This window comes from Mycobacterium sp. 29Ha, from assembly GCF_032883055.1.
In the GTDB taxonomy this organism is placed as follows: Bacteria; Actinomycetota; Actinomycetes; order Mycobacteriales; family Mycobacteriaceae; genus Mycobacterium; species Mycobacterium gallinarum.
In genome coordinates this window covers 151480-176389 of the sequence record NZ_JAMQTI010000007.1, presented here as the reverse complement: position 1 = coordinate 176389, position 24910 = coordinate 151480, and the positions used below count along the sequence as shown (strand labels likewise).

At 65.2% G+C, this 24910-nt stretch carries 26 protein-coding genes and 1 pseudogene; 13 read left to right on the top strand and 14 right to left on the bottom strand.

The genetic code is table 11. From position 1 onward, the window contains the following. Positions 1-19: 19 nt before the first annotated feature. Positions 20-391: a hypothetical protein gene (locus M1248_RS11545; protein ID WP_317148466.1), complete on the bottom strand. Its 372-nt coding sequence runs from the start codon at positions 389-391 to the stop codon at positions 20-22. A 111-nt stretch (positions 392-502) separates the two neighbouring features. Further along, positions 503-862 (bottom strand): intersectin-EH binding protein Ibp1, encoded by a 360-nt coding sequence (locus M1248_RS11540; RefSeq protein WP_317148398.1) that lies wholly within the window; start codon positions 860-862, stop codon positions 503-505. A gap of 464 nt (positions 863-1326) precedes the next feature. Here M1248_RS11540 and M1248_RS11535 point away from each other — a divergent pair, with 464 nt between their 5' ends. The 4 genes from M1248_RS11535 to M1248_RS11520 all read left to right on the top strand — a co-directional run bounded on the left by M1248_RS11535 (position 1327) and on the right by M1248_RS11520 (position 4384). Next, positions 1327-2250 carry an enoyl-CoA hydratase gene (locus tag M1248_RS11535; RefSeq protein ID WP_083127385.1) on the top strand — a complete coding sequence of 308 codons (924 nt, stop codon included), beginning with the start codon at positions 1327-1329 and terminating at the stop codon, positions 2248-2250. Between the two features lie 45 nt (positions 2251-2295). Next, on the top strand, positions 2296-3132 hold the full coding sequence (locus M1248_RS11530) for an SDR family oxidoreductase (protein WP_317148397.1): 837 nt from the start codon (positions 2296-2298) through the stop codon (positions 3130-3132). A gap of 189 nt (positions 3133-3321) precedes the next feature. Then, positions 3322-4014, top strand: coding sequence for an LpqN/LpqT family lipoprotein (locus M1248_RS11525; RefSeq protein ID WP_317148396.1), 693 nt, complete (start codon positions 3322-3324; stop codon positions 4012-4014). A gap of 55 nt (positions 4015-4069) precedes the next feature. After that, complete coding sequence (locus M1248_RS11520) at positions 4070-4384, top strand: hypothetical protein (RefSeq protein WP_317148395.1); 315 nt, start codon at positions 4070-4072, stop codon at positions 4382-4384. Positions 4385-4401: 17 nt separating this feature from the next. Here the strand turns inward: M1248_RS11520 and M1248_RS11515 are convergent. From M1248_RS11515 to M1248_RS11505, 3 genes and pseudogenes are all read right to left on the bottom strand, one after another. After that, positions 4402-5250 (bottom strand): annotated as a pseudogene (locus M1248_RS11515) (NAD(P)-dependent oxidoreductase); the annotation flags it as partial. Between the two features lie 13 nt (positions 5251-5263). Beyond that, entirely contained in the window at positions 5264-6385 is a 1122-nt protein-coding gene (locus M1248_RS11510; protein WP_317148394.1) for an XdhC family protein, read from the bottom strand. A gap of 20 nt (positions 6386-6405) precedes the next feature. Further along, on the bottom strand, positions 6406-7632 hold the full coding sequence (locus M1248_RS11505; RefSeq protein ID WP_317148393.1) for a cytochrome P450: 1227 nt from the start codon (positions 7630-7632) through the stop codon (positions 6406-6408). A 112-nt stretch (positions 7633-7744) separates the two neighbouring features. Here M1248_RS11505 and M1248_RS11500 point away from each other — a divergent pair, with 112 nt between their 5' ends. Both M1248_RS11500 and M1248_RS11495 read left to right on the top strand, forming a co-directional pair. Next, entirely contained in the window at positions 7745-8410 is a 666-nt protein-coding gene (locus M1248_RS11500; RefSeq protein WP_317148392.1) for a M15 family metallopeptidase, read from the top strand. A 280-nt stretch (positions 8411-8690) separates the two neighbouring features. After that, the gene (locus M1248_RS11495) at positions 8691-9014 is read left to right on the top strand and encodes a hypothetical protein (RefSeq protein WP_317148391.1); all 324 of its coding nucleotides are present in this window, start codon (positions 8691-8693) and stop codon (positions 9012-9014) included. Positions 9015-9383: 369 nt separating this feature from the next. Here the strand turns inward: M1248_RS11495 and M1248_RS11490 are convergent, their stop codons facing one another. After that, positions 9384-9857, bottom strand: coding sequence for a hypothetical protein (locus tag M1248_RS11490; protein ID WP_317148390.1), 474 nt, complete (start codon positions 9855-9857; stop codon positions 9384-9386). A 2-nt stretch (positions 9858-9859) separates the two neighbouring features. Continuing rightward, positions 9860-11848, bottom strand: coding sequence for a DUF4185 domain-containing protein (locus M1248_RS11485; protein WP_317148389.1), 1989 nt, complete (start codon positions 11846-11848; stop codon positions 9860-9862). Between M1248_RS11485 and M1248_RS11480 the strand changes: the two genes are divergently transcribed. Beyond that, positions 11838-12074: a hypothetical protein gene (locus tag M1248_RS11480; protein WP_317148388.1), complete on the top strand. Its 237-nt coding sequence runs from the start codon at positions 11838-11840 to the stop codon at positions 12072-12074. The genes M1248_RS11485 and M1248_RS11480 overlap by 11 nt on opposite strands. A 189-nt stretch (positions 12075-12263) precedes the next feature. On the opposite strand, the gene M1248_RS11475 is transcribed toward M1248_RS11480, so the two are convergent. Beyond that, the gene (locus M1248_RS11475; RefSeq protein ID WP_317148387.1) at positions 12264-12632 is read right to left on the bottom strand and encodes a hypothetical protein; all 369 of its coding nucleotides are present in this window, start codon (positions 12630-12632) and stop codon (positions 12264-12266) included. 73 nt (positions 12633-12705) lie between these two features. Here M1248_RS11475 and M1248_RS11470 point away from each other — a divergent pair, with 73 nt between their 5' ends. Further along, positions 12706-13995, top strand: coding sequence for an MFS transporter (locus M1248_RS11470; RefSeq protein WP_317148386.1), 1290 nt, complete (start codon positions 12706-12708; stop codon positions 13993-13995). On the opposite strand, the gene M1248_RS11465 is transcribed toward M1248_RS11470, so the two are convergent. Together M1248_RS11465 and M1248_RS11460 are read right to left on the bottom strand one after the other, a co-directional pair. Further along, complete coding sequence (locus M1248_RS11465) at positions 13977-15686, bottom strand: alpha-glucosidase (RefSeq protein WP_317148385.1); 1710 nt, start codon at positions 15684-15686, stop codon at positions 13977-13979. The genes M1248_RS11470 and M1248_RS11465 overlap by 19 nt on opposite strands. After that, a complete protein-coding gene (locus M1248_RS11460; RefSeq protein WP_317148384.1) occupies positions 15683-16687 on the bottom strand; it encodes a glycosyltransferase family 4 protein in 1005 nt (334 codons plus the stop codon). Before M1248_RS11460 ends, M1248_RS11465 begins: the two co-directional genes overlap by 4 nt. Positions 16688-16827: 140 nt before the next feature. On the opposite strand from M1248_RS11460, the gene M1248_RS11455 reads away from it, so the two are divergent. Both M1248_RS11455 and M1248_RS11450 read left to right on the top strand, forming a co-directional pair. After that, positions 16828-17844: an NADP-dependent oxidoreductase gene (locus tag M1248_RS11455; protein ID WP_317148465.1), complete on the top strand. Its 1017-nt coding sequence runs from the start codon at positions 16828-16830 to the stop codon at positions 17842-17844. A 32-nt stretch (positions 17845-17876) separates the two neighbouring features. Further along, on the top strand, positions 17877-18668 hold the full coding sequence (locus M1248_RS11450) for a cutinase family protein (protein WP_317148464.1): 792 nt from the start codon (positions 17877-17879) through the stop codon (positions 18666-18668). Here the strand turns inward: M1248_RS11450 and M1248_RS11445 are convergent. Together M1248_RS11445 and M1248_RS11440 are read right to left on the bottom strand one after the other, a co-directional pair. Next, entirely contained in the window at positions 18646-19623 is a 978-nt protein-coding gene (locus M1248_RS11445) for an SDR family NAD(P)-dependent oxidoreductase (RefSeq protein ID WP_317148463.1), read from the bottom strand. The two genes, M1248_RS11450 and M1248_RS11445, sit on opposite strands and share 23 nt — an antisense overlap. Continuing rightward, positions 19620-20834, bottom strand: coding sequence for a cytochrome P450 (locus tag M1248_RS11440; protein WP_317148383.1), 1215 nt, complete (start codon positions 20832-20834; stop codon positions 19620-19622). Before M1248_RS11440 ends, M1248_RS11445 begins: the two co-directional genes overlap by 4 nt. 94 nt (positions 20835-20928) lie before the next feature. On the opposite strand from M1248_RS11440, the gene M1248_RS11435 reads away from it, so the two are divergent. After that, positions 20929-21558 carry a helix-turn-helix domain-containing protein gene (locus tag M1248_RS11435; protein ID WP_317148382.1) on the top strand — a complete coding sequence of 210 codons (630 nt, stop codon included), beginning with the start codon at positions 20929-20931 and terminating at the stop codon, positions 21556-21558. A 47-nt stretch (positions 21559-21605) separates the two neighbouring features. Here the strand turns inward: M1248_RS11435 and M1248_RS11430 are convergent, their stop codons facing one another. Beyond that, positions 21606-22847: a DUF445 domain-containing protein gene (locus tag M1248_RS11430; RefSeq protein WP_174262275.1), complete on the bottom strand. Its 1242-nt coding sequence runs from the start codon at positions 22845-22847 to the stop codon at positions 21606-21608. 17 nt (positions 22848-22864) lie between these two features. Next, positions 22865-23539, bottom strand: a complete 675-nt coding sequence (locus tag M1248_RS11425; RefSeq protein WP_317148381.1) for an Abi-alpha family protein — start codon at positions 23537-23539, stop codon at positions 22865-22867. A 52-nt stretch (positions 23540-23591) separates the two neighbouring features. On the opposite strand from M1248_RS11425, the gene M1248_RS11420 reads away from it, so the two are divergent. Together M1248_RS11420 and M1248_RS11415 are read left to right on the top strand one after the other, a co-directional pair. Next, the gene (locus M1248_RS11420; RefSeq protein ID WP_317148380.1) at positions 23592-23984 is read left to right on the top strand and encodes a carboxymuconolactone decarboxylase family protein; all 393 of its coding nucleotides are present in this window, start codon (positions 23592-23594) and stop codon (positions 23982-23984) included. A gap of 9 nt (positions 23985-23993) precedes the next feature. After that, positions 23994-24878: an NAD(P)-dependent oxidoreductase gene (locus tag M1248_RS11415; protein ID WP_317148379.1), complete on the top strand. Its 885-nt coding sequence runs from the start codon at positions 23994-23996 to the stop codon at positions 24876-24878. The last annotated feature ends 32 nt before the right edge of the window (positions 24879-24910 follow it).

Sequence of the window (24910 nt, the reverse complement as noted above, 5' to 3'; positions counted from 1 at the left end):
GTTCGGAGGCTTCCGAAGGCTAGTTCGTCACCGTCGGGCTGTGGCCGACGATCGGCGCAGGCGGCGGGGTCACTGTCATGGCCTGCTGTTCTTCGGCAAGGCCGATGCACTGACCCGAGTTGTGTCCGGCACAGGGGATGCCCATGACCGTAGGAACGTCGGGGTTGCCCGGCAACGTCGTGTACGGCGAGGAGCCCGAGTTGGGAACCGTGTGGGGGACGCAGACGCCGGTGAACTGGTCGGCCTCTTCACCGCCGTTGCACGGCTGTGCAACGGGGGCGAGTTCGGTGGCCGGTACCGCGAGTACGGAGATTGCGGGGGCCGCGGCAACTGCGACCGCAAAGCCACCGGCAAGGATCAGTCGTCGAGCTGAGAGCTGGAAGGTCGCCATCGTCACGCTTTCTCTAGTTAGACCGTGTCGTCGGCAAGATTCTATGGAAGTTGCCGACTTCCTGCACAGCTTCCGTGAGTTGGCTGATTACGAGCCAATACCAAGCCGGGGCTAGGTCACCGTAGGGCTGGAGCTGATTGTCGAACGCGGCGTGACATTCGGGATGAGCGCTTGATCCTCGGCCAGACCGATGCACTGACCCGAGTTGTGCCCGATGCACGGAATGCCGTCGATCTCCGGCACATCCGGGTTGGCCGCGGTCGTGGTGTACGGGGATCCGGCGTTGGGCACCATGAATGGAACGCAGGTGGTCGTGAACTGGTCGGGTTCCTCACCACCCGTGCATTGCGCCACCGGTATTCCGGGCTCGGGCATCGAGTACGCGGCGACGGCGGGCGCGGCTGCCGCCGCGACGACGACGAAGGCGCCGATCAGAAGGTGACGCCGGATCGCGAATGAGGAAGAGGCCATTCCGAGAGTCTAGTGATCGCGCCGCGATTCTGTGGATCTTCTGAGGCAGCGCCCGCGCGGTCAGGGGCTGGAGCTCACGCTGGTGTGCGGCTGAACCAGGGGAGTCTGGGCCTGCTGCTCTTCCGCGAGTCCGATGCACTGACCCGAATTGTGGCACCGCAGGGGATTCCGTCGATCGCGGGGCGCATTGTGAGTCGTGATGCGGTGATCCGCTGGGCGGCCAGCTCTCGCACTTCTAATTTGCTGTACGGGTGCGAAGCGCCGATGACGTCAGCCTGTGCCCCGCGTCGGGTGGCTCAAGTCAATTCGTAAACAAGGGAATAGCGAGGTGGGCGCATTTTCTGCAAGTTGGCACCCATCAGACTGTGCATTCGCTGCGCGATGGCTGTGGCACCGCTGAGCGACCGCTTGACGAAGCACCGTAATGTGCAAGCTGTCCAATTACACGAACGAGGTGGTCGGCTGTGGCTAGCCCTGATGTGACACGTGCGGAACCGACCGGACAACAGGTCACCTACGAGACTCTGGACGAGGGGCGTATTGCGCGCATCTGGCTCAACCGGCCCGAAGCGCAGAACGCCCAGTCACGAACTCTGCTGGTGCAGCTGGACGAAGCCTTTGGCCGTGCGGAGGCGGATGACGAGGTCCGGGTGGTGATTCTCGCCGCCCGCGGCAAGAACTTCTCTGCCGGACACGATCTCGGCTCGGAGGAGGCGATGCTGGAGCGCAAGCCCGGCCCCGGCCAGCATCCGACGTTCTCGATCAACGGAGCCACGAGGCACGCCGTTGCCGAGAAGACGTATCTGCAGGAGTGGCACTACTTCTTCGAGAACACCCGCCGCTGGCGCGATTTGCGCAAGATCACCATCGCGCAGGTGCAGGGCAACGCGATCTCGGCCGCCCTGATGCTGATCTGGGCGTGCGACCTGATCGTCGCCGCCGACGACGCGAAGTTCAGCGACGTCGTCGCCGTCAGGATGGGCATGCCGGGAGTGGAGTACTACGCGCACCCATGGGAATTCGGCGCGCGTAAGGCGAAAGAGCTTCTGCTGACCGGTGATTCGATCGACGCCGAAGAGGCTTACCGGCTGGGCATGGTGTCGAAGGTCTTCCCGCGCTCCGAGCTCGAGGACAAGACGCTTGATTTCGCGAGGCGCATCGCCGAGCGACCCACGATGGCGGCACTGTTGGTCAAGGATTCGGTCAATGCCGCGGCCGACGCGATGGGCTTCACCGAGGCGCTTCGGCATGCGTTCCACATCCACGAACTCGGGCACGCCCACTGGGCGGCCGCCAACGAGAACCGCTACCCGGTCGGACTGCCGCCAGACGTACCGGACTGGCGAACGTTGGGAGCGCCCAAGCCTGCGCGCTATGACGAGCCGTGACGTATAACTAGAACCTGTTCTAGTTGTCGGACGAAGGGGTCTGCAGTGCAACTGTCATTGACGGGGCAAACGGTTCTGGTCACCGGTGGTGGCAGTGGCATCGGCAAAGCGTGCGCGGCCGCGGTGGTCGCGTCCGGCGGAAATGCGATGCTCGTCGGACGCAACGCAGACAGGCTTTCGGCCGCGGCTGACGAGATCAAGGCTCTGGGCGGACCCGGTGAGGTGCTGTATGAGCCCGCCGACGTCACCAACGAGGACGAGGTCGCCCGCGTCGTGGAGGCGACGACCGCATGGTCCGGCCGGTTGCAGGGTGTCGTGCACTGCGCCGGTGGCAGCGAGACGATCGGGCCGATCACGCAGATCGATTCCGAGGCGTGGCGACGCACCGTCGACCTGAACATCAACGGCACCATGTACGTGCTCAAGCACGCCGCGCGGGAGATGGTTCGCGGCGGCGGCGGATCCTTCATCGGTATCTCGTCGATCGCTGCGAGCAACACCCACCGGTGGTTCGGCGCCTACGGGGTCTCGAAGGCGGGCATCGACCACATGATGCAACTGGCGGCTGACGAGCTCGGCGCGTCCTGGGTACGGGTGAACTGCATCCGGCCGGGCCTCATCCGCACCGAACTCGTTGCGCCGGTTCTTGATTCGGCCGAGCTGAGCGCAGACTACGCGAGTATCACACCACTGCCCCGGCCGGGTGAAGTCGAAGACATCGCGAACTGTGCGGTGTTCCTGCTGAGCGACGCCGCGAGTTACGTCACCGGCCAGGTGATCAACGTCGACGGCGGGGTACTGGTGCGCCGTGGGCCCGACTACTCGGCGATGCTCGAGCCGCTCTTCGGGGCCGAAGGCCTGCGCGGGGTCGTCGCGCAGTAACGCGGGGGCGTCTGGCTGATCGCCGATGCCGAGCCGCCGGCCGAGGTCGACACGGAACCGGCCGCCCACAATCAGTGGAACCCTCAAATTGACCAAGAAGCCAATATCAGATGCTTTAGGCGCCTACTCTCGGATCCATGATCTTGATGCGGTGTTGTTGGCAAAACTTGGTTAGGAGATAGCGAGCCGATGAAGAACCACCAACCAGGGACAACGGCGGGACTGGTCGCCGTCGCTGTGATCTTCGGGCTCGTTGGCTGTGGTTCCGGCAGCGACACGGCAACTACGACGACGACCTCGACTTCCACGTCGACCGAGACCGGTACCGCCGCCGCACCAAGCCCCCAGGCGGGCGCCGATGAGACGATCAATGCTTACATCACGGACAACGGGATTGCCGAAACGCCGATCAAACCAGGCGAGACAGGAACCCCGACAATCGATTTCCCGATCCCGCCCCAATGGAGCGACGCCGGCGAAATGACGCCGGACTGGGCTTACGGTGCCATCGTCTACGACAACCCGACAGATCCCAATGACCCGCCCGATATGTACGCGATTGCCTCCAAGCTCACCGGCGACGTCGACGCGGAGAAAATCTTCGAGTATGCCCCGGAGCAGTTGCAGGGGATGTCCGAATTCAAGCCGCTGGCAGAGCCGAAGAGGAGCACGTTGAGTGGCTTTGACGCCATCGAGTTCGCCGGTACCTATGTGCAGGACGGTAAGACGCGATTCGTCGCCCAGAAGACGGTCGTCGTGCCGGCAGCGGATGGTCTATTCGTCCTGCAGCTGAACGGCGAGAGCCTAGGAGACGAACAGAATGTGGTGCTCGATGCCACCAAAGTGATCGATGAACAGACGACGATCACCCCATCGTCATGACAGCTCGCACCGACCGAGACCCACGTGCCCTGCTTACCGACGGAGAAGCATCGATATGAGAATCCGAATCACGGCTCCAGGCTTCCTACTGGCTTCGGTGTGCAGCGCCGTGCTGATGTCATCCCCCCTGGTGACTGCGCCGGCGGCGCACGCGCAGTGTACGGCCGGCGAGGTGTTGGACCAGCGCACCGGGGTGTGCTGGTCGCAGTCCCAGACCACTCTCGGGGTGTCGGGCACCGGCGGTTGGTGTAAGCCCGGCAGGATCGGGTTGTGCATGGCGGCCTGGCAGAACTCGCAGGTTCCTGGCGCAGCGCTGCAGCCCGCTCCCCCCGGAGGGCCCGCGCCACGCACCACGTGGCCTCGCGGCTGACACCCCACTGAGGCGGGTCAAAGCGCCGATCGAAACGAACCACCACCGTCTGCAGCGCCGGCTTCCCACGAGGCCACCTTGCCGAGCGCGGACCAATCGAGATGAGCGCCGCCATTGGCGAGCAAGGTGAGGAAGCGGTCGCGGATCAGGCTCGCCACCGGCAGCGGCACCTGTAGCGCCTCGCCCGCGGCGAGGACGAGGCGCACATCCTTGAGGCCGAGCGATGCGGTGAATCCGGCCGGCTCGAACTCCTCGCGGGCCAGCAAGCCGCCGTAAGTCTTGTAGACCGGCGCATCGAAAGGCGTCGACGTCAGCACCTCGAGGTAGTTCTGCTTATCGACGCCGGCCTTTTGAACCAGTGCCATGGACTCAGCGAGCGACTCGATGACGGACGCGATGAGGAAATTTCCGCTCAGCTTGACGAGGTTCGCCGCCTTCGGCTGTTCCGCCACGACGAACGTCCGCTGACCGATCGCATCGAATACCGGCGAAAGTGCTTGCACCGCAGCGGGTTCACCGGCAGCCACCACGAAGAGCCTGGCCGCTTCCGCCGCTTCCGGACGCCCGAACACCGGCGCCGCCACGAACCGATGCCCCGCCCCGGCATGCGCGTCCGTCAGCTGTTCCGCCAGCGCGAGGCTGATCGTGCTCGACGAGACATGAGTGGCGCCGGCCGGAAGCGATGCGAGAATGCCTGCGTCGCCGAATGTGACCGTCTCCACCGCATCGTCGTTGGCCAGCATCGTGATCACGACGTCGCCCCCGCACGCCTCGGCCACGGTCCGCGCCTCGCCGGCGCCTTTCTCGACCAAAGCGGCGACCTTGCCCGGTGAGCGGTTGTACGCCGTCACCTCATGCCCGGCCGCCTACGGCCGCACCTCACCGGTCGTGGTGGATTCGTCCATCCGTATCCGCGAGCGGCAGACCCCCGCCGCCCCACCGTCGCGCGATGATCTCCGCGGCGATCGATACCGCCGTCTCCTCCGGTGTGCGCGCACCCAGATCGAGGCCGATCGGGCTCGACAGCTTGCCGAACTCCACATCTGAGATGCCGGCCTCGCGCAGGCGGGCCATCCGATCGTCGTGGGTGCGCCGCGAGCCCATCACACCGATATAGCCGACCTGCGGCAGTCGCAGCGCGACGTGGAGGACCGGAACGTCGAACTTGGCGTCATGGGTGAGCACGCAGATTGCGGTGCGGTCATCGATCAAGTCCTTGGCCGCCTGTCCGGTGAGATAGCGGCCCGGCCAGTCGACGACGACCTCGTCGGCACCCGGGAACCGCGCCGGTGTCGCGAACACCGGCCGCGCATCGCACACCGTCACCCGATAACCCAGGAACGAAGCCTGCGTGACAAGCGCCGACGCGAAGTCGGTCGCCCCGAATATCAGCATCCGGGGACGCGGAGCATGGCTGGCGACGAACACCTCCATGCCGGACTCCTGCCGCTGTCCGTCGGCGCCGTAGGACAGCACCGCCGACCGCCCGGCCGCCAGCAAACCCCGCGCGTCGTCGATGATCGCGGCGTCGGCCCGATGCGATCCCAGCGAGCCGTCGACCCCGTGCTGTCCCACGACGATCCTGCGCCCCACCCGCTGTCGGTCCGGGTGGGCGATAACCGTGGCGACGGCGGTCGGGCGATGGGTGGCGATGTCGTCGGCAATCGTCTCCAATTGCGGGAAGGTGCTGCGCGATACCGGCTCGACGAAGATGTCGACGATCCCCCCGCAGGTCAGCCCGACCGTGAACGCGTCATCGTCGCTCACGCCGTAGCGCTGCAACCGGGCCTGCCCGGACGCGACGACGTCGTTGGCCATTTCGTAGACCGCCGCCTCGACGCACCCCCCGGACACCGAGCCCGCCACCGTCCCGTCGGGTGCGACGAGCATCGTCGCTCCGGGCTGCCGCGGCGCCGACCGGATCGTCCGAACGACGGTGGCGACGCCCGCCGTGCCACCGGTCCGCCATACCGATAGCAAATCGTCGAGGACGTCGCGCACCGTCGAAGTGTAAGCCGACTTCAGTTGCGGCCGCGTTCGTCGAACTCGATCGGCAACACCGCGGGACCGGTGATGCCCACCAACGGCTTCCACACCGCGGGCGCCGCTCGCCGCACGTTGGTCATCCGCTGGGTCATCACCACCAGGGCCTCGGCAAGCTCGCGTCGTGCCAGGTTCGCGCCGAGGCAGTAGTGCGCACCCGCGCCGAACGTCTGCATAGGCGCTGCACCCGCACGCGTGATGTCGAGGCGATGCGGATCGTCGAACACCTCGGGGTCGCGATTGCCCGCGGCCGTGTTCACCATGACGAACGTGCCGGCGGGAATCGTCACGCCGCCGAACTCGACGTCCTCGATCGTCATCCGCATCGCGCCGAAGACGACGGGGTTGAAGCGCATCAGCTCCTCGACCGCGTTCATCGCCAGCTCCGGCCGCTCGGCGAGCAACTCCCATTGGTCGGGGTGATCGCACAGCGTGTCCACCGCTGCCGCGAGCTGATTGCGGGTGGTGTCGGTGCCCGCCATCAGGATGCCCGCCGCGAGCATGCGCAGCTCGGGTGTCGTCAGCCGGTCGCCGTCGTCCTCGGCGCGGATCAGATCCGAGATCAGATCGTCGGTCAGCGAGTTGCGGCGTTCGGCGACCATGGCGTCGATGTAGTCGTCGAGCTCCGCCCACGCCTGCAGAATCACCTGCTCGTGCTCGGCCACGTTCCAGGTGAACAGCTTGAAGAAGTCATCGGCCCACTCGGAGAACAGCTTCGAGTCCTCGCTCGGCGCGCCGAGCAGCTCCGCGATCACCGGGACCGGGTAGGGGCGGGCGATGTCCGCGACGATCTCGCTCGCGCCCGCGGGCAGCAGCGGTTCGACCAGTCGCGTGATGATGTCGGTGATCACCGTGTCGAGGCGGCCCACCGCCCGCGGTGTGAAGGCTTTCGACACCAGACGGCGCAGCCGATCGTGGTCGGGTCCATTGATGCTCAAGATGGTCGAGACCGCGCGATCCCAGATGGGGCCCGACGTGATGCCCTGCGTCTCGAGGCCAAGGCCTTCAGGCACGCACATGCGGTGATCGCGAAGCGCGGTGCGGGCCAGGTCGTAACTCAGAATCTCGGGGCCGTGCGCCCCCATCACGACCGGCCCCTGGCTCAGCGCGACGGCCAGTCGGCGGTGCGCTTCCGCAGGGTCGGGTGCGGTTTCGTAGTCGACTGTCGGCAGGTCGACGATGGTGGGTTCAAGTGTGATGGTCATGAGGGCCTCCCCGGCGTTTGAAGGACACCTCGATGGTCGATCCGGGGCGGGGAAGCGGACTAGCGTAGGCGACTACCCCAACCCGAGATTTCAGCGCAGAGTGAGGTCACGAATGCGACAGGTCATCGCAGGTCTACTCGTCGCGGGCATCGTGGCGTGGGGTGTGCCCGGCTCGCCCGGCGTCGCGTCGGCGGCCCCCGACATCCCGCCGGTTTCGGATGCGGCGCGTGCCGCCGGACTGGTCGACGTCCGGACCGTTGTGCCCGACGCCGTCATCGACCTGCGGTACGCGACGTCGAACAACTTCGTCGGGGTGGCGATGTATCCGGCCGACGCACGGTGCCTCGTCGCTCAGTCCATGGCCAACGGCCTCAGAACCGCCGCCGGCATCCTGCGGGCCGACGGCGATGTCCTCGTTTTCTGGGACTGTTACCGGCCGCACGCGGTGCAGGTCCAGATGTACGAGGTGGTATCCGAGCCCGGCTGGGTCAGCAAGCCCGGACCCTATGCCCGTAGCCACGAGGCGGGGCTGTCGGTCGACGTGACGCTGGCACATGACGGCGCGCTCGTGGACATGGGAACCGGCTTCGACGAGTTCACGCCCCGCGCGAACGCGTACGCCACCGACGGAGTCAGCGCGGCGGCGCAGGCGAACCGCGCCCGGCTGCGCGAGGCGATGGCCGCGGGCGGGTTCACCGTCTACAAGGGCGAGTGGTGGCATTTCGACGCACCCGGCGCCTACGCCAACCACCCGATTCTCGATGTTCCTGTGAATTAGGTGATTTGATTCCCCGGTGCGCAGGTTGATCGCGGCGGCGGGCACCACGTGCGCGGCGAGAAGGTCTACTACCTGCGCTCGTTCCCCGGCGACGCGTTGGTGATCGTCTCCAACGCCGACCCCGCCTCGTTCCGGGCGTTCGACCAGACCTCCGCCCGCGACGGTCGACGGTCTGCGTCGACGGCCGTCCTCTGCCGGACGCGGACGCGGCGACCTTCGAGCTCCTCGACCGCCCCAACTTCGCAAGGACGCCCGTCACGTCTACCAACGCGATCGACGGGTGAGCGACGACCCGGCCCATTTCGAACTGCTCGACAGGGAACTGTGCAAGCACAGCACCGCGGTGTACTGGAGCGTCGGCGACCTCTTGTCCGACGATCCCGCACACTTCGCGATCATCTCCAACGCGGACCACTACCTGTTCACCAAGGACACGCGGAGGTCCACGTCAACGGCAACCCCATCGACGGCGCCGACCCCGCGACGTTCCGTGTGGGGGGTGGCGCGTACGCACACGGCGATCAGCGGGTCTCCTACTTCACCGACCAGATCGCCGACGCCGATATGCCATCGTTCCGCCCCTTCGAGGGCCGTATGCGACTGACAAGGCGCGGGTCTACTGGATGGGAAAGCAGATCCTAGGCGCCGACCCCTCGACAATCCGCGTGCTGAACGCCGATTCGAGCGCTCCGCAGATGCGAAACATGCGTACTACCGAAACTCCGTTGTGGCAGGAGCGGACCCGTCGACCTTTCCGGCCACCCGGGCCGTCACACGGTGTGACGAAACTTCGCTTTCGTTCGCGGGCTGAACCGCCCTACGGCTGTATGCTCGGTCGTCGGCAGGCAAAACGCGCAGACCCGCGGCCCGTGCGTCGGATAACCACACCGCCCGCACGCAGTAACGACGGCGGTTTCGTTGGCTTCCGGCATGCGGCGTTACTACCCAGTCCGATGCGGAACCGATGCGGAACCTAATCCTTTCGAATCCACAAACAGTCGCCGCTCAGCGTCACGTTGAACAACCTCGGCTCGAATGTGACCACGAGTTGCTGGCCCGCAGATCCTTCAGCGATCTCGGGAGCGGTGAGGACACCGGGTTCGAGGACGGTCGTTTGTTCGGCGCGGCATCGGGTGTCCGCATTGCGGGGCGTGCCAGTCCAGTCGCCGGACTGGACGTCCGGGTTTTGCCGTCCGTTCCCGTGCAGCAGGATCGGCGGACCGACGCTGAGCCAGCGGTCGTTCGGAGGCTGCGGTGTCGTCTCGGACTGCCAACTGCCACCTGTGCACACCAGTGGTATCTTCGCGTCCGCGGGCCGTGTCGCCGCCCCGGCGGCGTCGGGCGGGCACGGCGTATTCGCCTGCGGACCGATGGGATCAGCGGCTGCGCCACCCGATGCGAACACCAAGGCGACGGCTGCGACCACTCCCGCCATCGTGCGCTTCATGCTCACTTCACTTTGCTGAGATCTGTCTTCATCAACATGACGTTGTACTCAGACCACAGCGACAGGTTCCAGTACAGGTCGGTTCCAGTGCCCTGCGTAGACGGCGACCACGGATGCATCATCGGCGCGTAGATTCCGCCGTTCTGCTGGGTCAGCAACACCGTCGGTCCCGACCACCCGCCCTCCGGCCTATCGGAGGTTCGCATGACGATGTTGTTGTTCCGGTCGCCGTGAAGTGCGACGAATTTCTTGAGCTGCTGGTTGTACTGGACGGACATCTCGCTGACTGCGCTGCCTGGGTTGTCATTGACGGCTCCGCAGGCCCCTGGCGTCGTCGTCGACTGGCCGAACAGCGGCGTCGCAGCCGCCGGATTGCCCTTGACCCAGCCGGCCGGGGTGGCACCCACGCCGTACCATCCGCCGGCGCTGCCCGCGCTGTAGTACTCGTACTTGCTCAGGTCGAGGATGTCGCGCTCGAGGACGCGGGCAACGTAGGCCGCGCCCTGCCGACCGTTGGGTGTCCCGTATGCGTAGACGTAACCGTCGCCCGGCCTGACGAACGCCATCTGCTGGAAGTTTTGGTTGCCGGTCGCCGCGTTGTTGTAGCGGACGGTCTGCGGGGCCACGTGCCATACCTCGCCGTTGTCCGTGGAGTAGGCGATCGCCGAGTAATTCGTGGTCCACACCCCGGGAGCGCCCCACTGGGTCACCGACATGAAGCTGATGTACTGCGTGACGCCGTATTCGGTTCCTGGTGTCGGCACCGAGATGCCCGCGGTCGGAATCAGGGTGATCCCGGCGGGCAGCCCTTCGGGGAAAATGATCTGCCGTGCCATGTACTGGTACGGCGCACCTGAGGGAACATAGGTCAACGGTGATCCGCCGAAGTCGCTGCCGGTGAACCATTCTGGGTCTGTGAAGTCCATGCCGTTGAACAGATCGGCGTCGACACTGCGGAACAGGACGTTGGGTCGCCAATGGGTACCCGCCGCCATGCCGCCGAGGCCAAAGGTGTCGCCGAAGGCGATTAGGACCTGGTGTTCGTTGATTGGGGTGGTCGGGTCGTCGACCATGCCGTTGTCCCACATGATGCCGAGGTCGGTGCCCGTGACACCGTAGTAGTATTGGGTGTTGTTCGCTGGATTGTTACCGGTGATCCAGTCGACGAATTGTGTTGATACGCTCAGGTATTGGCCGGGCACGGGGAAACCTGGCCGCACCGTCGGCGGCGGTGTCGGTGCCGTCAACGCGAGGCTCATGGTCTGCGTGGAGGCCAGCGCCATGTTCTCCTCCGTGTTATCAGTGAGCGCATTGACCAAGTCGTCCACCTCGCGGCGGGCGAAGGCTAGCAGTCCCCACGCCAGTGGCGCAGCAGGATCGATCGGCACGTCTCCCGCAAGCGGATTGAGCAACGAGTCGACGACTTTCGAGATAGCGTCGACCATCTCGGTGAGCAGATCGGGATCGGTCTCCGGTGCGACGGTGACATCTTCCGCCGTCTGCGCGGCCATCATCGGAGAGATGTTCAATGGTCCCGACGCGGCGAGGACACGCGCGTCGACGAACGTCGCGCCGCCGACGACCTCCTCCTGCTTGGCCGAGCCGGGGTCCGTCGTTGATTGGCCCGTCACCGTGGTGGTGATGGTGCCCGGCTGCGATGGGGTACGCGATGCGGGATCGTTACCCGAATTCTTGGCGTCGACCTTCTCGACGATCTCTTCCTTCGCGCCGCCCTCTTCAAGGGGCTGTTCCTCGGGTTCGACTTCGTCGACAACTTCTTCTTCGGCAGCGGGCACCTGCTCGGATTCCTCCGGTTTGGTGTCCGGAGCCTCTTCGTCTTTGGCGTCAGGGTCTTTGATTTCCGGCGCCGGTCCGGACGTGCCGGTGTTGGTCTGGGCACTCACCTGCCCGGGCTCGACGGCGCCGCGCGTCACATTCTGCGTCGCCCCATTGGCGCCGCCAGCGCCTGATTCGGGCGTCTTGGGCGTCATCGAAGAGTCGACGGTCGAGGTGTCGGTGGTAGACGTGTTGGTGGTGGACGAGTCGGTCGTCGACGTATTGCCGGTCGACGAGTCCGTCGTTGACGTGTTGCCGGTAGGGGAATCGGACGAGGGGGACGATGAATCTGACATCTCTGCTGCTGCCACGCCGTGGCCCATCGCGATTGCCGTGCCGACGCCTAAGGCGACGGCCAGGCCACCTACGCGGCCGATATAACTGGCAGGTCCCATGCCCATACCTTTCACATGGTGAAGTGGCCCCAACCCGACGTCAGTGTCAATTAGACAGCACGCAACCGGTCCGAATAGCAAAATGGGCCAAACGTCCCAGGATTCACATTGGTCGCTGTGGCTCTGATCTTGGTGGCGTTTTGCTGAAAAGTTAGTCTGGCGTGCTCTCTCTCGGCTAAGACATCAAGCCAGCGTCACGCAGCGCGTCCTCGTACAAGCCGAACGCGTAGGGCAGACCATCTCCGACCCAGGCCTCCACGATGTTTACACTGTCGGCAATGGCTTGCACCTCATAGGCATACGTCTCGAATTGTTTGTCCTGATGCAGACTGTCAATTTGCTGCCGGGTGCCCTGAATGAGAACGAATCCCCCTAATTCGTTGCTCTGCGGCTTGAGGATGGCGGCATCGAAGCGCTCGATCCGCCCGTCACGCTTGAGTTCTTCGAGGTACCCGGTCAGCTTGTCCTTCAGGAATTCGAGGGCCTGCGTTTCACGTCCTCGCGTGGGAATCCCCCACACCACCCAGACACCCGCTTCTGCCATGGCTCCCCTTTTACACCCAGATGTCGCGTTCATGCGCGTGACATGCAGAACGTGATCTGTGAAGCTTCGGCGGATGACTCTTGCCGATGAGCGACTCACGCCCCACAGCACACGGCGCGCCTGGGCGGCGGTCGCGCTGCTCGCCGTGGTCGGCACCCTCAACTACGCCGACCGGTTCCTGCCCGCCGTCCTGGCCGAGCCGATCAAGAACGATCTGGCGTTGTCCGACACCGCAATCGGCGTGATCAACGGCTTCTGGTTCCTGGTCGTCTACGCGGTGATCGGGCTGGTGATCGCTCGGATCGCCGATCGCGGCGCGTTCGGTCTGGTGATCTCGACATGCCTGACCCTGTGGGGCGCCATGACGGTGCTCGGCGGAGCCGTGCAGTCCGCGTTCCAGCTCGCGCTGACCCGTATTGGAGTCGCGGTAGGGGAGGCGGGCAGTACGCCGGCCGCGCACGCCTATGTGGCACGGAACTTTCCACCGGAACGCCGCGCCGCGCCGCTGGCCGTCATCTCCGTGTCCATTCCGTTGGCCAGCGCCGCCAGCCTGATCGGCGGCGGACTGCTCGCGCAGACGCTCGGGTGGCGGACCGCGTTCGTGGTGATGGGTGCGATCAGTGTCGTGTTCGCCCCCCTCGTGCTTCTCGTCCTCGGCCGCCGCCAGCCGATGCCCGTTGCGACCGCACCCACGGGCGGCGACGTGCAGGCGGCGAAAGTGCTTGATCTGCTAAAGAAACCGAGCTACATGGGCGTCGTCCTCGGCGCCGCGTTCATTTCGTTCGCAGGTTACTCGCTGACCACGTTCGCCCCCGCCTACCTCATCAGGACGCGCGAAATGACGCTCGGTGAGGTCGGCGTGCAGTACGGAATCGCCAGCGGTCTGGCCGGGATCGGCAGCCTGCTGATCGTGGGCCGCGTCGCGGATCGCTTGTCCTCCAGGGATCCTCGATGGTCACTGTGGTTGGTGGCCGCGGTGACCGCTGTCCTAGTCCCCTTTTCGGTGCTGGCCTTCGTCGTCGAGAACCGCACGCTGTGCGTCTGGTTCATCGCGTTGAGCTACGTCATCGGGACCGCGCACATGGCGCCGTCGATTGCCGCGATTCAGCGGCTGGCAACAGCCCAACAGCGCGCGACGGCCTCGGCGATCTTCTTGTTCGTCGGCTCCATGGTCGGCTCGGCCGGCCCGTTCTTGACCGGCGTCATCAGCGATGCGCTCAAGGCCGAGCTCGGCTCCATGTCGCTGGGCCGGGCCTTGCTCATCGTGCCTGCGGCACAGGTGATCGCGATCATCTGCTATCTCCTGGCGAGCAGGCGCTTCGTCAATGAGATGGTCGAATCAGATCAAGGGGCGACTGCGTAGTAGATACGTGCGTCCCAGCCGGCAAGTTCGAGAGACTGCGACGATGGCGCAGCGGGTGCGCCGGGCAGGGTGCCGAGCAGAAGGTCGGCCGCCATCCACTCTCGCCCGATTTCTACGTTCCGGACTTCGCGACCGCAGTTTGCGATCACGAGAAGTCTTGCAGCCGATGAGTTTCTGGAGTATGCCCAGATCTGGGGATCGTCTTCCATCAGCGGCGTGAAATCACCATCGACCAGGATGGGCAGCTCGTGGCGGAGGCGAATGAGCGCCTGGTAGTGCGCGAAGACCGAATCTGTGCGGTCGATCTGGGCTGCGGCGTTCAGCCAGGTGTAATTTGGATTGACCGACAGCCATGGGTTGCCTGTGGTGAATCCCGCGTTCGGTCCGTGGTCCCACTGCATGGGTGTTCGGGCGTTGTCGCGGCTCATCTCGGCCAGGCCGGCCAGCGCCGCAGCCTCATCGCCAGCGGATTCGACAACGGCGTTGTAGTAGTTCACCGCCTCGATGTCTTTGTGGTCCTGCGGACTTCGGAAGGGAAAATTCGTCATCGCGAGTTCCTCGCCTTGGTAGACGAACGGGGTGCCACGCATGCCGTGCAGGACAGTCGCGAGTGCCTTCGCCGAGGCGGCCCAGTATTCCGGGTCGTCATCCCCGAATCGGGACACGACACGGGGCTGGTCGTGGTTGTTCCAATACAGGCTGTTCCAGCCGGTCTCGGCCAACGCCACCTGCCACCGGTGAAGCGACTTCTTGAGTGCGACCAAGTCGCGACCGACCCAGTCGAACTTGCCCGCAGGGCCATGGTCGACGGAGACGTGCTCGAATTGGAACACCATATCGAGCTCACCGCGGGCCGGATCGGTATACAGCCGAGCCTGTTCGGGGCTCACGCCGGGCATCTCTCCCACGGTGAGGTACTCGCCGTCGCGGCCCCCGAAAACTTCTCGGTTCATCTCGGCCAGGTACTCGTGCACGTGCGGACCATCGACGAAACTGTCGAATGCAACGACGAAGCGCTGCCCGGCGATCGCGGGCGCATCGGGCAGCCCGTCAGCTTTGGAGGTGAAGTTGATGACATCCATTCGGAACCCGTCGACACCGCGGTCGAGCCACCAAACCATGATGTCCTGCACGGCCTTTCGTACCTGCGGATTCCTCCAGTTCAGATCCGGCTGCTTGCGGTCGAACAGATGCAGGTAGTACTGGTCGGTGCCTCGTTCCCACTCCCACGCCGAGCCGGAGAAGAGTGATCCCCAGTTGTTCGGCTCACCGCCGTCACGTGCGTCCCGCCAGATGTACCAGTCCCGCTTTGGGCTGTCGCGGGATGAGCGCGACTCGGCGAACCACGGGTGTTCGTCCGAGGTGTGATTGACGACGAGGTCCATCACCAGTTTCATACCGAGTTCGTGCACCTTGGCGAGCAACGCGTCGAATTCTGTCAACGTGCCGAAGCGCGGATCGATGTCGCGGTAATCACTGATGTCGTAACCGTTGTCGGCTTGCGGTGAAGGGTAGATCGGTGACAACCAGATCACGTCGATCCCGAGCGTGCGCAGATAGTCGAGCCGCGTCATGATGCCAGCCAGATCACCGAAGCCGTCGCCGTTCGAGTCGGCGAAGCTGCGCGGGTAGATCTGGTAGACGACAGCCGATTTCCACCATGCCGCATTGCGGCGGTCGCGCCGAGTCACTTGCCGATCACGTCGCGGTAGACCTCCACGTACTTGCCGATCATTGTGGCTACCGTGAAGCGTTCCGCGGTGTGTTCGGCGATCGTGCGCCGGTTCAGCTTGCCCGCCGCATCAATAGCGGCGACCGCCGACTCGATGTCGTCGACCAGAAAGCCGGTCGTCCCATGCATGATCAGTTCGCCCATCGAACCTCGGTTGTTGGCGACGACCGGTGTGCCACACGCCATCGCCTCGACGACGCTGTAGCCGAACGGCTCATCGAAGTCGATGAGATGGAGCAACGCATGCGCGTTTCCCAATACCGCGGCGCGGTCGGACTTTTCGACAGCCCCGAGGTAACGCACATGCTCGCCGTCGATGTGCGGTGCGATCTCGTCGCGGAAGTACCTCTCGTCTTGGATGATCCCGCCGATATCAAGCCGACGTCCGCTTCGACGAGCGACCTCGATCGCATGCGCGGTGCCTTTGTCGGGGTGGATCCGACCAAAGAACAGGAGATGCTCGCCGGGATTGGGGTGAATCGCGAATTCGTCGGTATCGATGCCGTGGTGGACGGTGGCGGCGTAATGCAGATTCGGATGTCGGTCGGCGTCGCTGATCGACACGTATGCGGTCGTGGTGTCGTAGCGCTCATAAACAGGAATGATCCGATCGGACGAGAACCCGTGAATCGTGGTGACCACCGGTGTGGTGACGAGGTCGCTGTATGTGAGTGGCAGGAAGTCGAACCCGTTGTGGATGATGTCGAAGTCGCCGGCGCGCTCGAAAACCGAGGCGACGTGTAGGCATTCTGCAACCTTGGCATCGATAGTCGCCTCCTCGGACCAGCCGACGGGAGAGGTTGCATGCAGGCTGGCGGTGGTGATCGAGTCCCCGGTGGCGAACAGCGTGACGTGATGACCGGCCGCCACCAGTCCCTCGGTGAGCAACGAGGCGAATTGCTCCCAAGGTCCGTAGTGACGGGGCGGTGTCCGCCAGGCGATCGGCGCCAGCACCGCCACTCGGATCGGACCGCCAGTCTCGCCGTGAATGGGAATGTTCTCAGGCTACTCGGCCGTGCGCGCCGGCGTCGGCCGAGTCCGGTGAAACCCCGGCCGAAAGGGGGTCTGTATTAGGTAGTTTCACCAACGTGGCCCAACTGATGAACCGCCAGATCGTCTTGCGTCGTCGTCCGACCGGGTTGGTGGCGCCCGGCGACACCGAGTTGGTGACCACACCGGCGCCCGAGCCCGCCGAGGGTGAGGCACTGATCCGCACGACGTATGTCGGTATCGACGCCGCCGCGCGCACCTGGCTCAACGATCAACCCGGCTATCTGCCGCCCGTGCAGATCGGTGAGGTCATCCGCGCGGCCGGCATCGGCGAGGTGGTCGAGTCGCGCTGTGACGCGTACGCCGTCGGCGACGTCGTCACGACGCTCACCAATTTCCAGGAGTACGTGATCTGTCGCGACGACATCTTCACCACCCCGGTGCCAGGCCCGCAGGACAAGGTCGACCAACTCGCAGTGATGTCCGTGTACGGACCGACGGGCGCCACCGCGTACTTCGGCATGGTCGGCATCGGTAAGCCCAAGGAGGGGGAGACGGTGGTCGTCTCCGCTGCGGCGGGAGCCACCGGATCGGTGGCCGGTCAGATCGCCAAGATCGCGGGCGCCCGCGTCGTGGGCATCGCAGGTGGGCCCGACAAGTGCAAGGCGGTGGTCGAGGATTTCGGATTCGATGCGTGCATCGACTACCGGGAAGACGACTTGAAGGCCGCGCTGAAGGAGCACTGCCCCCGCGGGGTCGACGTGTACTTCGACAACGTCGGCGGTCCGATTCTGGATGCTGTGCTCGGCCGTCTCGCGCCGAAGGCGCGTGTGGTGCTGTGCGGTGTCATTTCCAGCTACCTCACCGGTGAGCATCCCGGACCGGCCAACTACGTGAATTTGCTCGCCAAGACCGCGACCATGCAGGGCTTCAACGCGCTCGACGAGTGGAGCCGATTCGATGAAGCGTTCGGCCCCCTGCGTCGTTGGTCGGATGAAGGCAAGCTCGTCCACCGCCAGACGATTTACGAGGGCATCGAGTCGTGCGTCGACGCCATGAACGGGTTGTTCACCGGGGCGAACATCGGCAAGATGTTGGTGAAGATCAGCGAACCAAAAAACGGCTGAATACCTCCGAAGGAAAGGGGGTACAAGTGGGCATGGTTTCCAACGCCCTTCGTTTGCTCGGCGTCGCCGTCACTGCCGTCGCAGCCTTCCTCCTCGCACCCGCCCCACTCGCCGCCGCCCAAGGCTGCCCCGATGTCGAGGTGGTTTTCGCCCGCGGCACCGGTGAACCCCCGGGCGTCGGCGGGGTCGGCCAGGCGTTCGTCGATGCGGTGCGCACCCAAGCGGCGCCCCGGTCCGTGAACGTCTACCCGGTCAACTACGCCGCCAGCAGCGACTTCATGGGTGATCGCATCGCCTTTGCCCGTACCGTCGTCGACGGCATCCGCGATGCAGGTACGCACATCGAGGCGACCGCGGCGAACTGTCCTGACACTCAGATCGTGCTCGGCGGATTCTCTCAGGGCGCAGCCCTCGCCGGTTACGTGACCTCGGCCGAGATTCCCGAAGAGGTGCCCGCCGAGTACCGCGAGTTCATCCCGAACCCGATGCCGTCGGAGGTGGCTGACCACGTCGCCGCGGTGGTGCTGATCGGCCTGCCGTCGCCGGAGTTCCTGGCCAGCGGAGGGGCACCGCCCATCACGATCGGTCCGTCGTACGTCGGCAAGACCCTCAAGGTCTGCGCGCCTGACGACACGATCTGTAACGGGGCACCGGCTGGTCCGCCGAGCTTCTCGCATGCGATGTACGGCGTGAACGGAAGCGTCAACGAGGCGGCCGCCTACGCGGTGGCGCGACTCAACCCCGCACGGGTGCCGGACGCCGCCATGTTGCCTGGCCCAGCCCCAGCCCCGGCCCCAGCCCCTAGTCCGGCGCCGGTGCAATGATGGTGGCGAATAGTTCGGCCATCTCGTCTGCCGGGCCGCCGGGCACGGTGTAGCCGGTTTCATCCCGGATCTCGTCGAGGTGGTCACGCACGTCCTCGACGGACAGTTCGCGACGGTAGAAGCCCTTCGTCCTGCCGATGAAGAAGCGCGCCACGTGGCCGGCGCCGACGGTGTAGATCTCGCCGGACACCGGACACTGGCGGTGTGTCAGGAACGCCGCCACCGGTGCGACAAGTGCGGGGTCCAGGCGCTTCAGGTATTGGTCGGCAAGCTCATCGAGGACGGCCTGTTCAGCGGCGTCGTTCTGGTGCGGCGCGGCGAACGCATTGTCGATGGACTGCTGCAGCATCCGCGTGAACGCAATCGGCGCGATGGCATTCACCTTGATGTTGGTATCGGCTCCCTCGGCCGCCAGCACGCGGGTCAAGCCGACCAGGCCGGTCTTGGCCGCGCCGTAGTTGCTCATCCGCTCGGCGCCGAGCAGTCCGGCCGCCGAGCAGGTGTTGAGGATCCGGCCATAGCCCTGTGCGCGCATCACCTTCCACGCCGGCCGTGTCAGGTTGAACGCACCCCGCAGATGCACATCCAGCAGTGGATCGAGGCGTTCGGGCGTGACGTCCTCGAAGGGGGCGTCGCGCACGATGCCGGCGTTGTTGATCAGGATGTCGACCCGCCCCCACGCCCCGACGGCGGCGTCGACGATGGCCTGCCCGCCCTCGGGCGACGTGACGCTGTGGTGGTCGGCGACCGCCTCTGCGCCCATCGCCCGGATCTCGTCGGCGACCGCGTCGGCGGCTGCGTGGTCCGAGCCGTCACCGTTGACGGAACTACCGATGTCGTTGACGACGACGTGCGCGCCCCGCGACGCGAGCAACAGTGCGTACTCCCGGCCGAGACCACCGCCCGCGCCGCTGATCACGGCGACCTGCCCGTCGAATCGCAGTGTCGGTGTCACCACGTGACCGGAAGCTCTTTCATGCCGTAGATACCGGATTCGCCCTTGAATCTCAGCTCTTCCACGTCCACGGCCAGTCGCAGTCCCGGCACTCGTCGCGCCAACGTCGCGAACGCGATCTGCATCTCCACCCGGGCGAGGTTCGCACCGATGCAACTATGCACGCCGTAACCGAAACCCAAGTGGCCGCGCGCATTTCGGTCACCATCGAGTACATCTGGGTTGTCGACGAAGTCGGGATCCCAGTTTCCGGCGGGCAAGTTCATCACCAGCCAGTCGCCGGCGTGGATCTGTTGTCCGCCGAGGATGAGATCTTCGGTCGCGATCCGGTCGACCTGGCTGTGCACGATGGCAAGGTAGCGCAACAATTCCTCGACGATCTTGGCGATCACCGACTGGTCGTCGGTATGCCCGAGCAGCTCGAACATCTCCCGATGTTCCATCAGCGCAACGGTTCCCAGGGCGATCATGTTCGCCGTCGTCTCGTGACCGGCCTGCATCATGATCGCGCCGGTGACGGTAGCGGTCTCTGGGCTGATGTCGCCGGTCACCACATGATCGGTGACGAGTCGGCTGAGCAGATCGTCACCGGGCTCGTGCTTCTTGCGCTCGACCAGCTCGGCGATGTAGGCGAACATCTCCCCGAAGGCCTTCGCCTTCTCTTCGTCGGAGGTGCGAACGTCCAACCCGACCGTCGTGTGACGGTGGAACATTTCGAGGTCGTCGCCGGGTACGCCGAGCAGGTGCGCGATGACGAGCGAGGGCACCGGCAACGCGAAGGCGCGCACGAGATCGGCCGGCGGGCTGGCGTCGAGCATCGCGTCGAGATAGTGATCGACGATCTCCTGGATCTGCTGTCGCATGCCGTCGACGCGCCGGAAGGTGAAGTCTCTGGTCAGCATTCGCCGGATGCGATGGTGTTCGGGATCGTCGACGCGTGCGAACATGATCGGCGTCCTGTTCTCGCTGTCCTTCGGCATCATTTCGGATGGAATGGTTTCGGCGGACAGCCGGGGATCGACGAGCGCGGCCCGGATGTCTTCGTACCGGCTGACTACCCACGTCGGCCTGCCCTGATAGATCGCCCGTCGCAGGCCGGGCTCGTCGCGCCATTGCGCGAACTCTGCGGGCGGGCGCAACGGGCAGGTCGCCGAGCGCGCAGCGGGGATTGCGGGGAGGTCGGACTCTGTGGCTGTGGAAGTGCTTGTCATCACCGGCGTTTCCGTCAAGTGTCAGTGTCCTGACAGTTAGTCCCGAGGGTAGGACCCAGCGGAGTGGCAGTCAACTGTCAGATAGACTGGGATGATGACCGACATCGCCGATCGGCCGTTGCGCGCCGACGCGGCGCGCAACGCGGAGCGCATTCTTCGCGCAGCGCGCGACGTCTACGGCGAACTGGGGGCCGAGGCGCCGATGGAGGCCATCGCCCGCCGCGCGGGCGTCGGCGAGCGGACGCTGTATCGGCGATTTCCCACCAAGGGCGACTTGATCAACGCCGCACTGGACCAGAGCATCGCCGAGAACCTCACCCCGGTGATCGAGAAGGCCCTTGGCGACAAGGACCCGATGCGCGGACTGGTCGCGTTGATCGAGGCGGCGATCTCCCTGGGGGCCCGCGAGCACCACATGCTGACCGCGGCGCGTCGTGCGGGCGCGCTGCGGTCCGACGTCTCGGCCGAGCTGAACGACGCCCTGGCCAGGCTTGTCGCGCGCGGCCGGAAAGCGGGAGTGATCCGGGCCGACGTGGTTGCCGACGACTTGCCCCGCTTCATCGCGATGCTCTACGGCGTGCTGTCGACGATGGATTCCGACAGCGACGGTTGGCGGCGTTACGTCGCTCTGCTCATCGACTCGATATCGACGGGAGCTCGGCAACGCACCCTCCCGCGCGCGGTACCGCTGCGCTTCGAGCCCTCGTCGAACAGCTGGCCCTAGTTCTACTCCTGCGCGCGCGTAAAACGCACGCGCTCATGTGATCTGGATCAATGCCCGAACTGTTCGATGATGAGCACCTGCACCTCGCCGACCACGCCGCCGAGGATACCGCCAACGGTGATCATCAACGGTTCGTCGTCTTTGAAGATCGGCCGCAGAATCGACTCGTATTCTTCGTTCGTGAGCTGGTCCATCTTCTCGACGATGGTGTTCTCGAGGTCTATCACGCTCGTCGCGTAGTCCTGTGCTTCGAGCAGTGTCGACGGCAGACGCTCGAGCACGAGCCCGACCACCCGATCCTTGAGGGCGCGATAGCGTTTCGTGCCGACGGCGAGCACAACGAGCGGGCCCGCGATCCCCGTCTGTGCGTCGATGGCGGCCTCGGTCTCCTTGGCGGCCAGCGCGAACAATTTGTCCGAGCCGGGACCCTTGAGAATGCCGTCGAAGAGAATCTCCGGTGAGAACAGATCGTCGGCGAGGATCTTGGCGTAGTCCCGCGTGATCTTCTCGCGCTGGGCGTGCAGCATCCCCTGAAACGGGATGAAGCCCAAGAACTTCTTCTCGTGCACGGGACGGAACAACATGTTGAGCGCGATGTAGTCAGACAGGAAGCCGACGGCGAAACCGAACGCCGGCATGATCCACGGGTTCTTGAACAGGGCCCACGCGATCATCTGCACCAGACCGATGGCGAGGCCGAAATAGATTCCGCTGCGCCGGACGAAGGCCATCGCGTCGTCGCTGACACCGCGCATCAGCTTGTTGAGCTTCTCTTTGTTGCGCACCAACGTGGTGACCGCGAGAAACTGCAGATCGACGTAGCGGCTCAGGTCCGACTTCATCTCGTTGAGCATGTTCTCGGTGACCTTGGGCGCCTGCGCCTGAATCCGATCCTGGATGGCCCTGCGGGCGGGGTCGGGCAGTGAGTCCCACAGGCCGGGGCGAATCTGCTCGGCGAGGTCGCGCGTGATCTCGTCGATGGCCTCGACCAATGGGCCGCGCAAGGCCTCGACCGCCTCCGCGGCGTCGATTCGCTCCAGCAGCTCTTCGGGTTTGAGCAGGTTCGTGGTGAGCAACTCGATGGTCTTGGATCCGACCTTGCCCGCGCGCCGCGGCACAATGCCCTGCCAGCCGATCGGTCCGATGCCCTTGAACTCGAGTGGGCGGTAGATCATCTCCAGCGCAACAATTTTGGTGCCCCAGCCGACAAATGCGGCCACGAGTGGCATCGACAGGTAGATCAGCCAGTTGGCGCCGAAGTCGTTCTTGATCTCCGCCCAGGACTGCATGGCGACAACGAGATCGCTCACGTGCCGCCCTGCTGCATCGTCGCTTCCCACAACGACTTGCCGAGCCCGGACAGTGACAGGGTGAACTTGTCGACCTTTGCGACCAGAGGGCCGCGAGAGGCTCTCTTGATTGCGTCCAGTACCGCGGTCTCCGCCAGCAGCACCTCGTAGTCGTCCTTCAGATCGGGATCCTCGGGACCGATCTCGACCAACCCCAACGACAGTAGATGGCTGACGTAGGTGGGGACCATCGCGGGTAACGCGACATTGGCCGTACGGCCGATGAGCGAGGCGTTCTCCAGGACCGCGCGGCCGGGCGCGGCGCGTCGAACCCAGTCGTGCACGGTCACCACCGGCGATGACGAACCGTCGGAGAGCGCGCTGATGATGCGCGCTTCGTCGGCGACCAACTGGTCGAGGATGTGGTGAAACAGTTCGACCTGGCTGCTACTCGTGCTGTTGTCGAGTGCACGGTCGAGCAGGTTCCGCATCTTCGACCCGAGGCCGTCGGCCTGTGGTGGGTCGGGGGCGGTCGGCTCCGGGCGCTCGGGCGGGGATGCGGGTTTGTCGGAATCGTCGCCGAGCCAGCCCATCAGCTGTTCCTGGGTTCGTATCGACGTGCGAAGCCAGAACCGGGCAGCGCCGGATGCGAGCCCGGCGACGCGGTCGAGCGGGTCCTGCGAGTTCCCCACGGCGCAACGTTAACGGCTCGACTGCAAGAATCGGCGAAAAGGGAGGCAGAGCGTGAACCAGAACACCTTTGACAAGGGCCGGGAGATCCGCGCCGCGGTCCTCGGCGAGGCGTACGTCGCCAAGGCGATGGCCAATGCCGACGACTTCTCGGGACCCTTGCAGGATCTGGTGACCGAGTACTGCTGGGGTGCGGTGTGGGGTCGCGAGGGTCTGCCACTGAAGACGCGCAGCATGCTCAACCTCGCGATGCTCGCCGTGCTGAATCGGCCGAACGAGTTGAAGACCCACGTCAAAGGTGCGCTCACCAATGGCGTCACACGCGAGGAGATTCGGGAGATCCTTCTGCAGGTGGCGATCTACGGCGGGGTCCCCGCCGCCGTCGACAGCTTCCGCGTCGCGCGAGCGGCCTTCGACGAGATCGAACAGGGCCCCGGAGAAAGTTAGGAGCGCGGAATGGACGTCGGCTTCATCGGCTTGGGGAACATGGGGTTCCCGATCGCGTGCCGGCTGGTGGCCGTCGGACATCGGGTCGTCGTCTTCGACACCCGAACGGCCGTCGTCGACGACGCTGTGGCGCGCGGTGCCGAGGCCGCAAAATCCGCGGCCGACGTCGCCGGCCGGGTGCCCACCGTGATGGCCAGCCTGCCGACGCCGCAGGCATCCACCGATGTCGCCGAGGCCGTCGCGGGCGGTTCGGCCATCCGTCGCTTCGTCGACTTCTCCACGGTGGGAAGCCGTACAGCGCAACAAAATAGCGCGCTGTTGGCCGATCACGGAGTGGCCGCGCTCGACAGTCCGGTCAGCGGTGGTGTGCACGGCGCCGAGGCGGGGACGCTTGCGGTGATGGTTTCCGGGCCGCGCGCAGAGTTCGAAGCATGCACGCCCGCATTCGACGCGATCGGCCGTACCATGTTCATCAGCACGAAACCCGGTGCGGCGCAGACGATGAAGCTCGTCAACAACCTGATCGCCGCATCATCGCTCGCGGTCACCGCGGAAGCCTTGGCGATGGGCGTCAAGGCCGGCCTGGACGCCCAGGTGATGATCGACGTGCTCAACGCGGGCTCGGGCGGGACCCACGCGAGTCGCGACAAGTTTCCGCGGGCGGTGTTGCCGCGCACATTCGACTACGGTTTCGCGACCGGTTTGATGGTCAAGGACGTCCGGCTGTACCTCGACGAGGCCAAGTCGATGGGGCTGGACACCGTGTTGGCCGGCGCGATCGCTCAGTTGTGGGAAAGCACGCTGGCCGCGGAGGGGCCCGACTCCGACTTCACGTCGATCGTCAAACCGATCGAAGCCGCGGCGGGCGTCGTCATCGAGGCGCGCGAATCCTGAGTATGGTCTGCACCAGAACATCGGAATCTCCT

Coding starts and splice junctions, on each gene's coding strand:
- M1248_RS11545 (WP_317148466.1), bottom strand. CDS start 391: ATGGCGACCTTCCAGCTCTCAGCTCGACGACTGATCCTTGCCGGTGGC.
- M1248_RS11540 (WP_317148398.1), bottom strand. CDS start 862: ATGGCCTCTTCCTCATTCGCGATCCGGCGTCACCTTCTGATCGGCGCC.
- M1248_RS11525 (WP_317148396.1), top strand. CDS start 3,322: ATGAAGAACCACCAACCAGGGACAACGGCGGGACTGGTCGCCGTCGCT.
- M1248_RS11520 (WP_317148395.1), top strand. CDS start 4,070: ATGAGAATCCGAATCACGGCTCCAGGCTTCCTACTGGCTTCGGTGTGC.
- M1248_RS11505 (WP_317148393.1), bottom strand. CDS start 7,632: ATGACCATCACACTTGAACCCACCATCGTCGACCTGCCGACAGTCGAC.
- M1248_RS11500 (WP_317148392.1), top strand. CDS start 7,745: ATGCGACAGGTCATCGCAGGTCTACTCGTCGCGGGCATCGTGGCGTGG.
- M1248_RS11490 (WP_317148390.1), bottom strand. CDS start 9,857: ATGAAGCGCACGATGGCGGGAGTGGTCGCAGCCGTCGCCTTGGTGTTC.
- M1248_RS11485 (WP_317148389.1), bottom strand. CDS start 11,848: ATGACGCCCAAGACGCCCGAATCAGGCGCTGGCGGCGCCAATGGGGCG.
- M1248_RS11475 (WP_317148387.1), bottom strand. CDS start 12,632: ATGGCAGAAGCGGGTGTCTGGGTGGTGTGGGGGATTCCCACGCGAGGA.
- M1248_RS11470 (WP_317148386.1), top strand. CDS start 12,706: ATGACTCTTGCCGATGAGCGACTCACGCCCCACAGCACACGGCGCGCC.
- M1248_RS11455 (WP_317148465.1), top strand. CDS start 16,828: ATGAACCGCCAGATCGTCTTGCGTCGTCGTCCGACCGGGTTGGTGGCG.
- M1248_RS11450 (WP_317148464.1), top strand. CDS start 17,877: ATGGTTTCCAACGCCCTTCGTTTGCTCGGCGTCGCCGTCACTGCCGTC.
- M1248_RS11440 (WP_317148383.1), bottom strand. CDS start 20,834: ATGACAAGCACTTCCACAGCCACAGAGTCCGACCTCCCCGCAATCCCC.
- M1248_RS11435 (WP_317148382.1), top strand. CDS start 20,929: ATGACCGACATCGCCGATCGGCCGTTGCGCGCCGACGCGGCGCGCAAC.
- M1248_RS11430 (WP_174262275.1), bottom strand. CDS start 22,847: ATGCAGTCCTGGGCGGAGATCAAGAACGACTTCGGCGCCAACTGGCTG.
- M1248_RS11415 (WP_317148379.1), top strand. CDS start 23,994: ATGGACGTCGGCTTCATCGGCTTGGGGAACATGGGGTTCCCGATCGCG.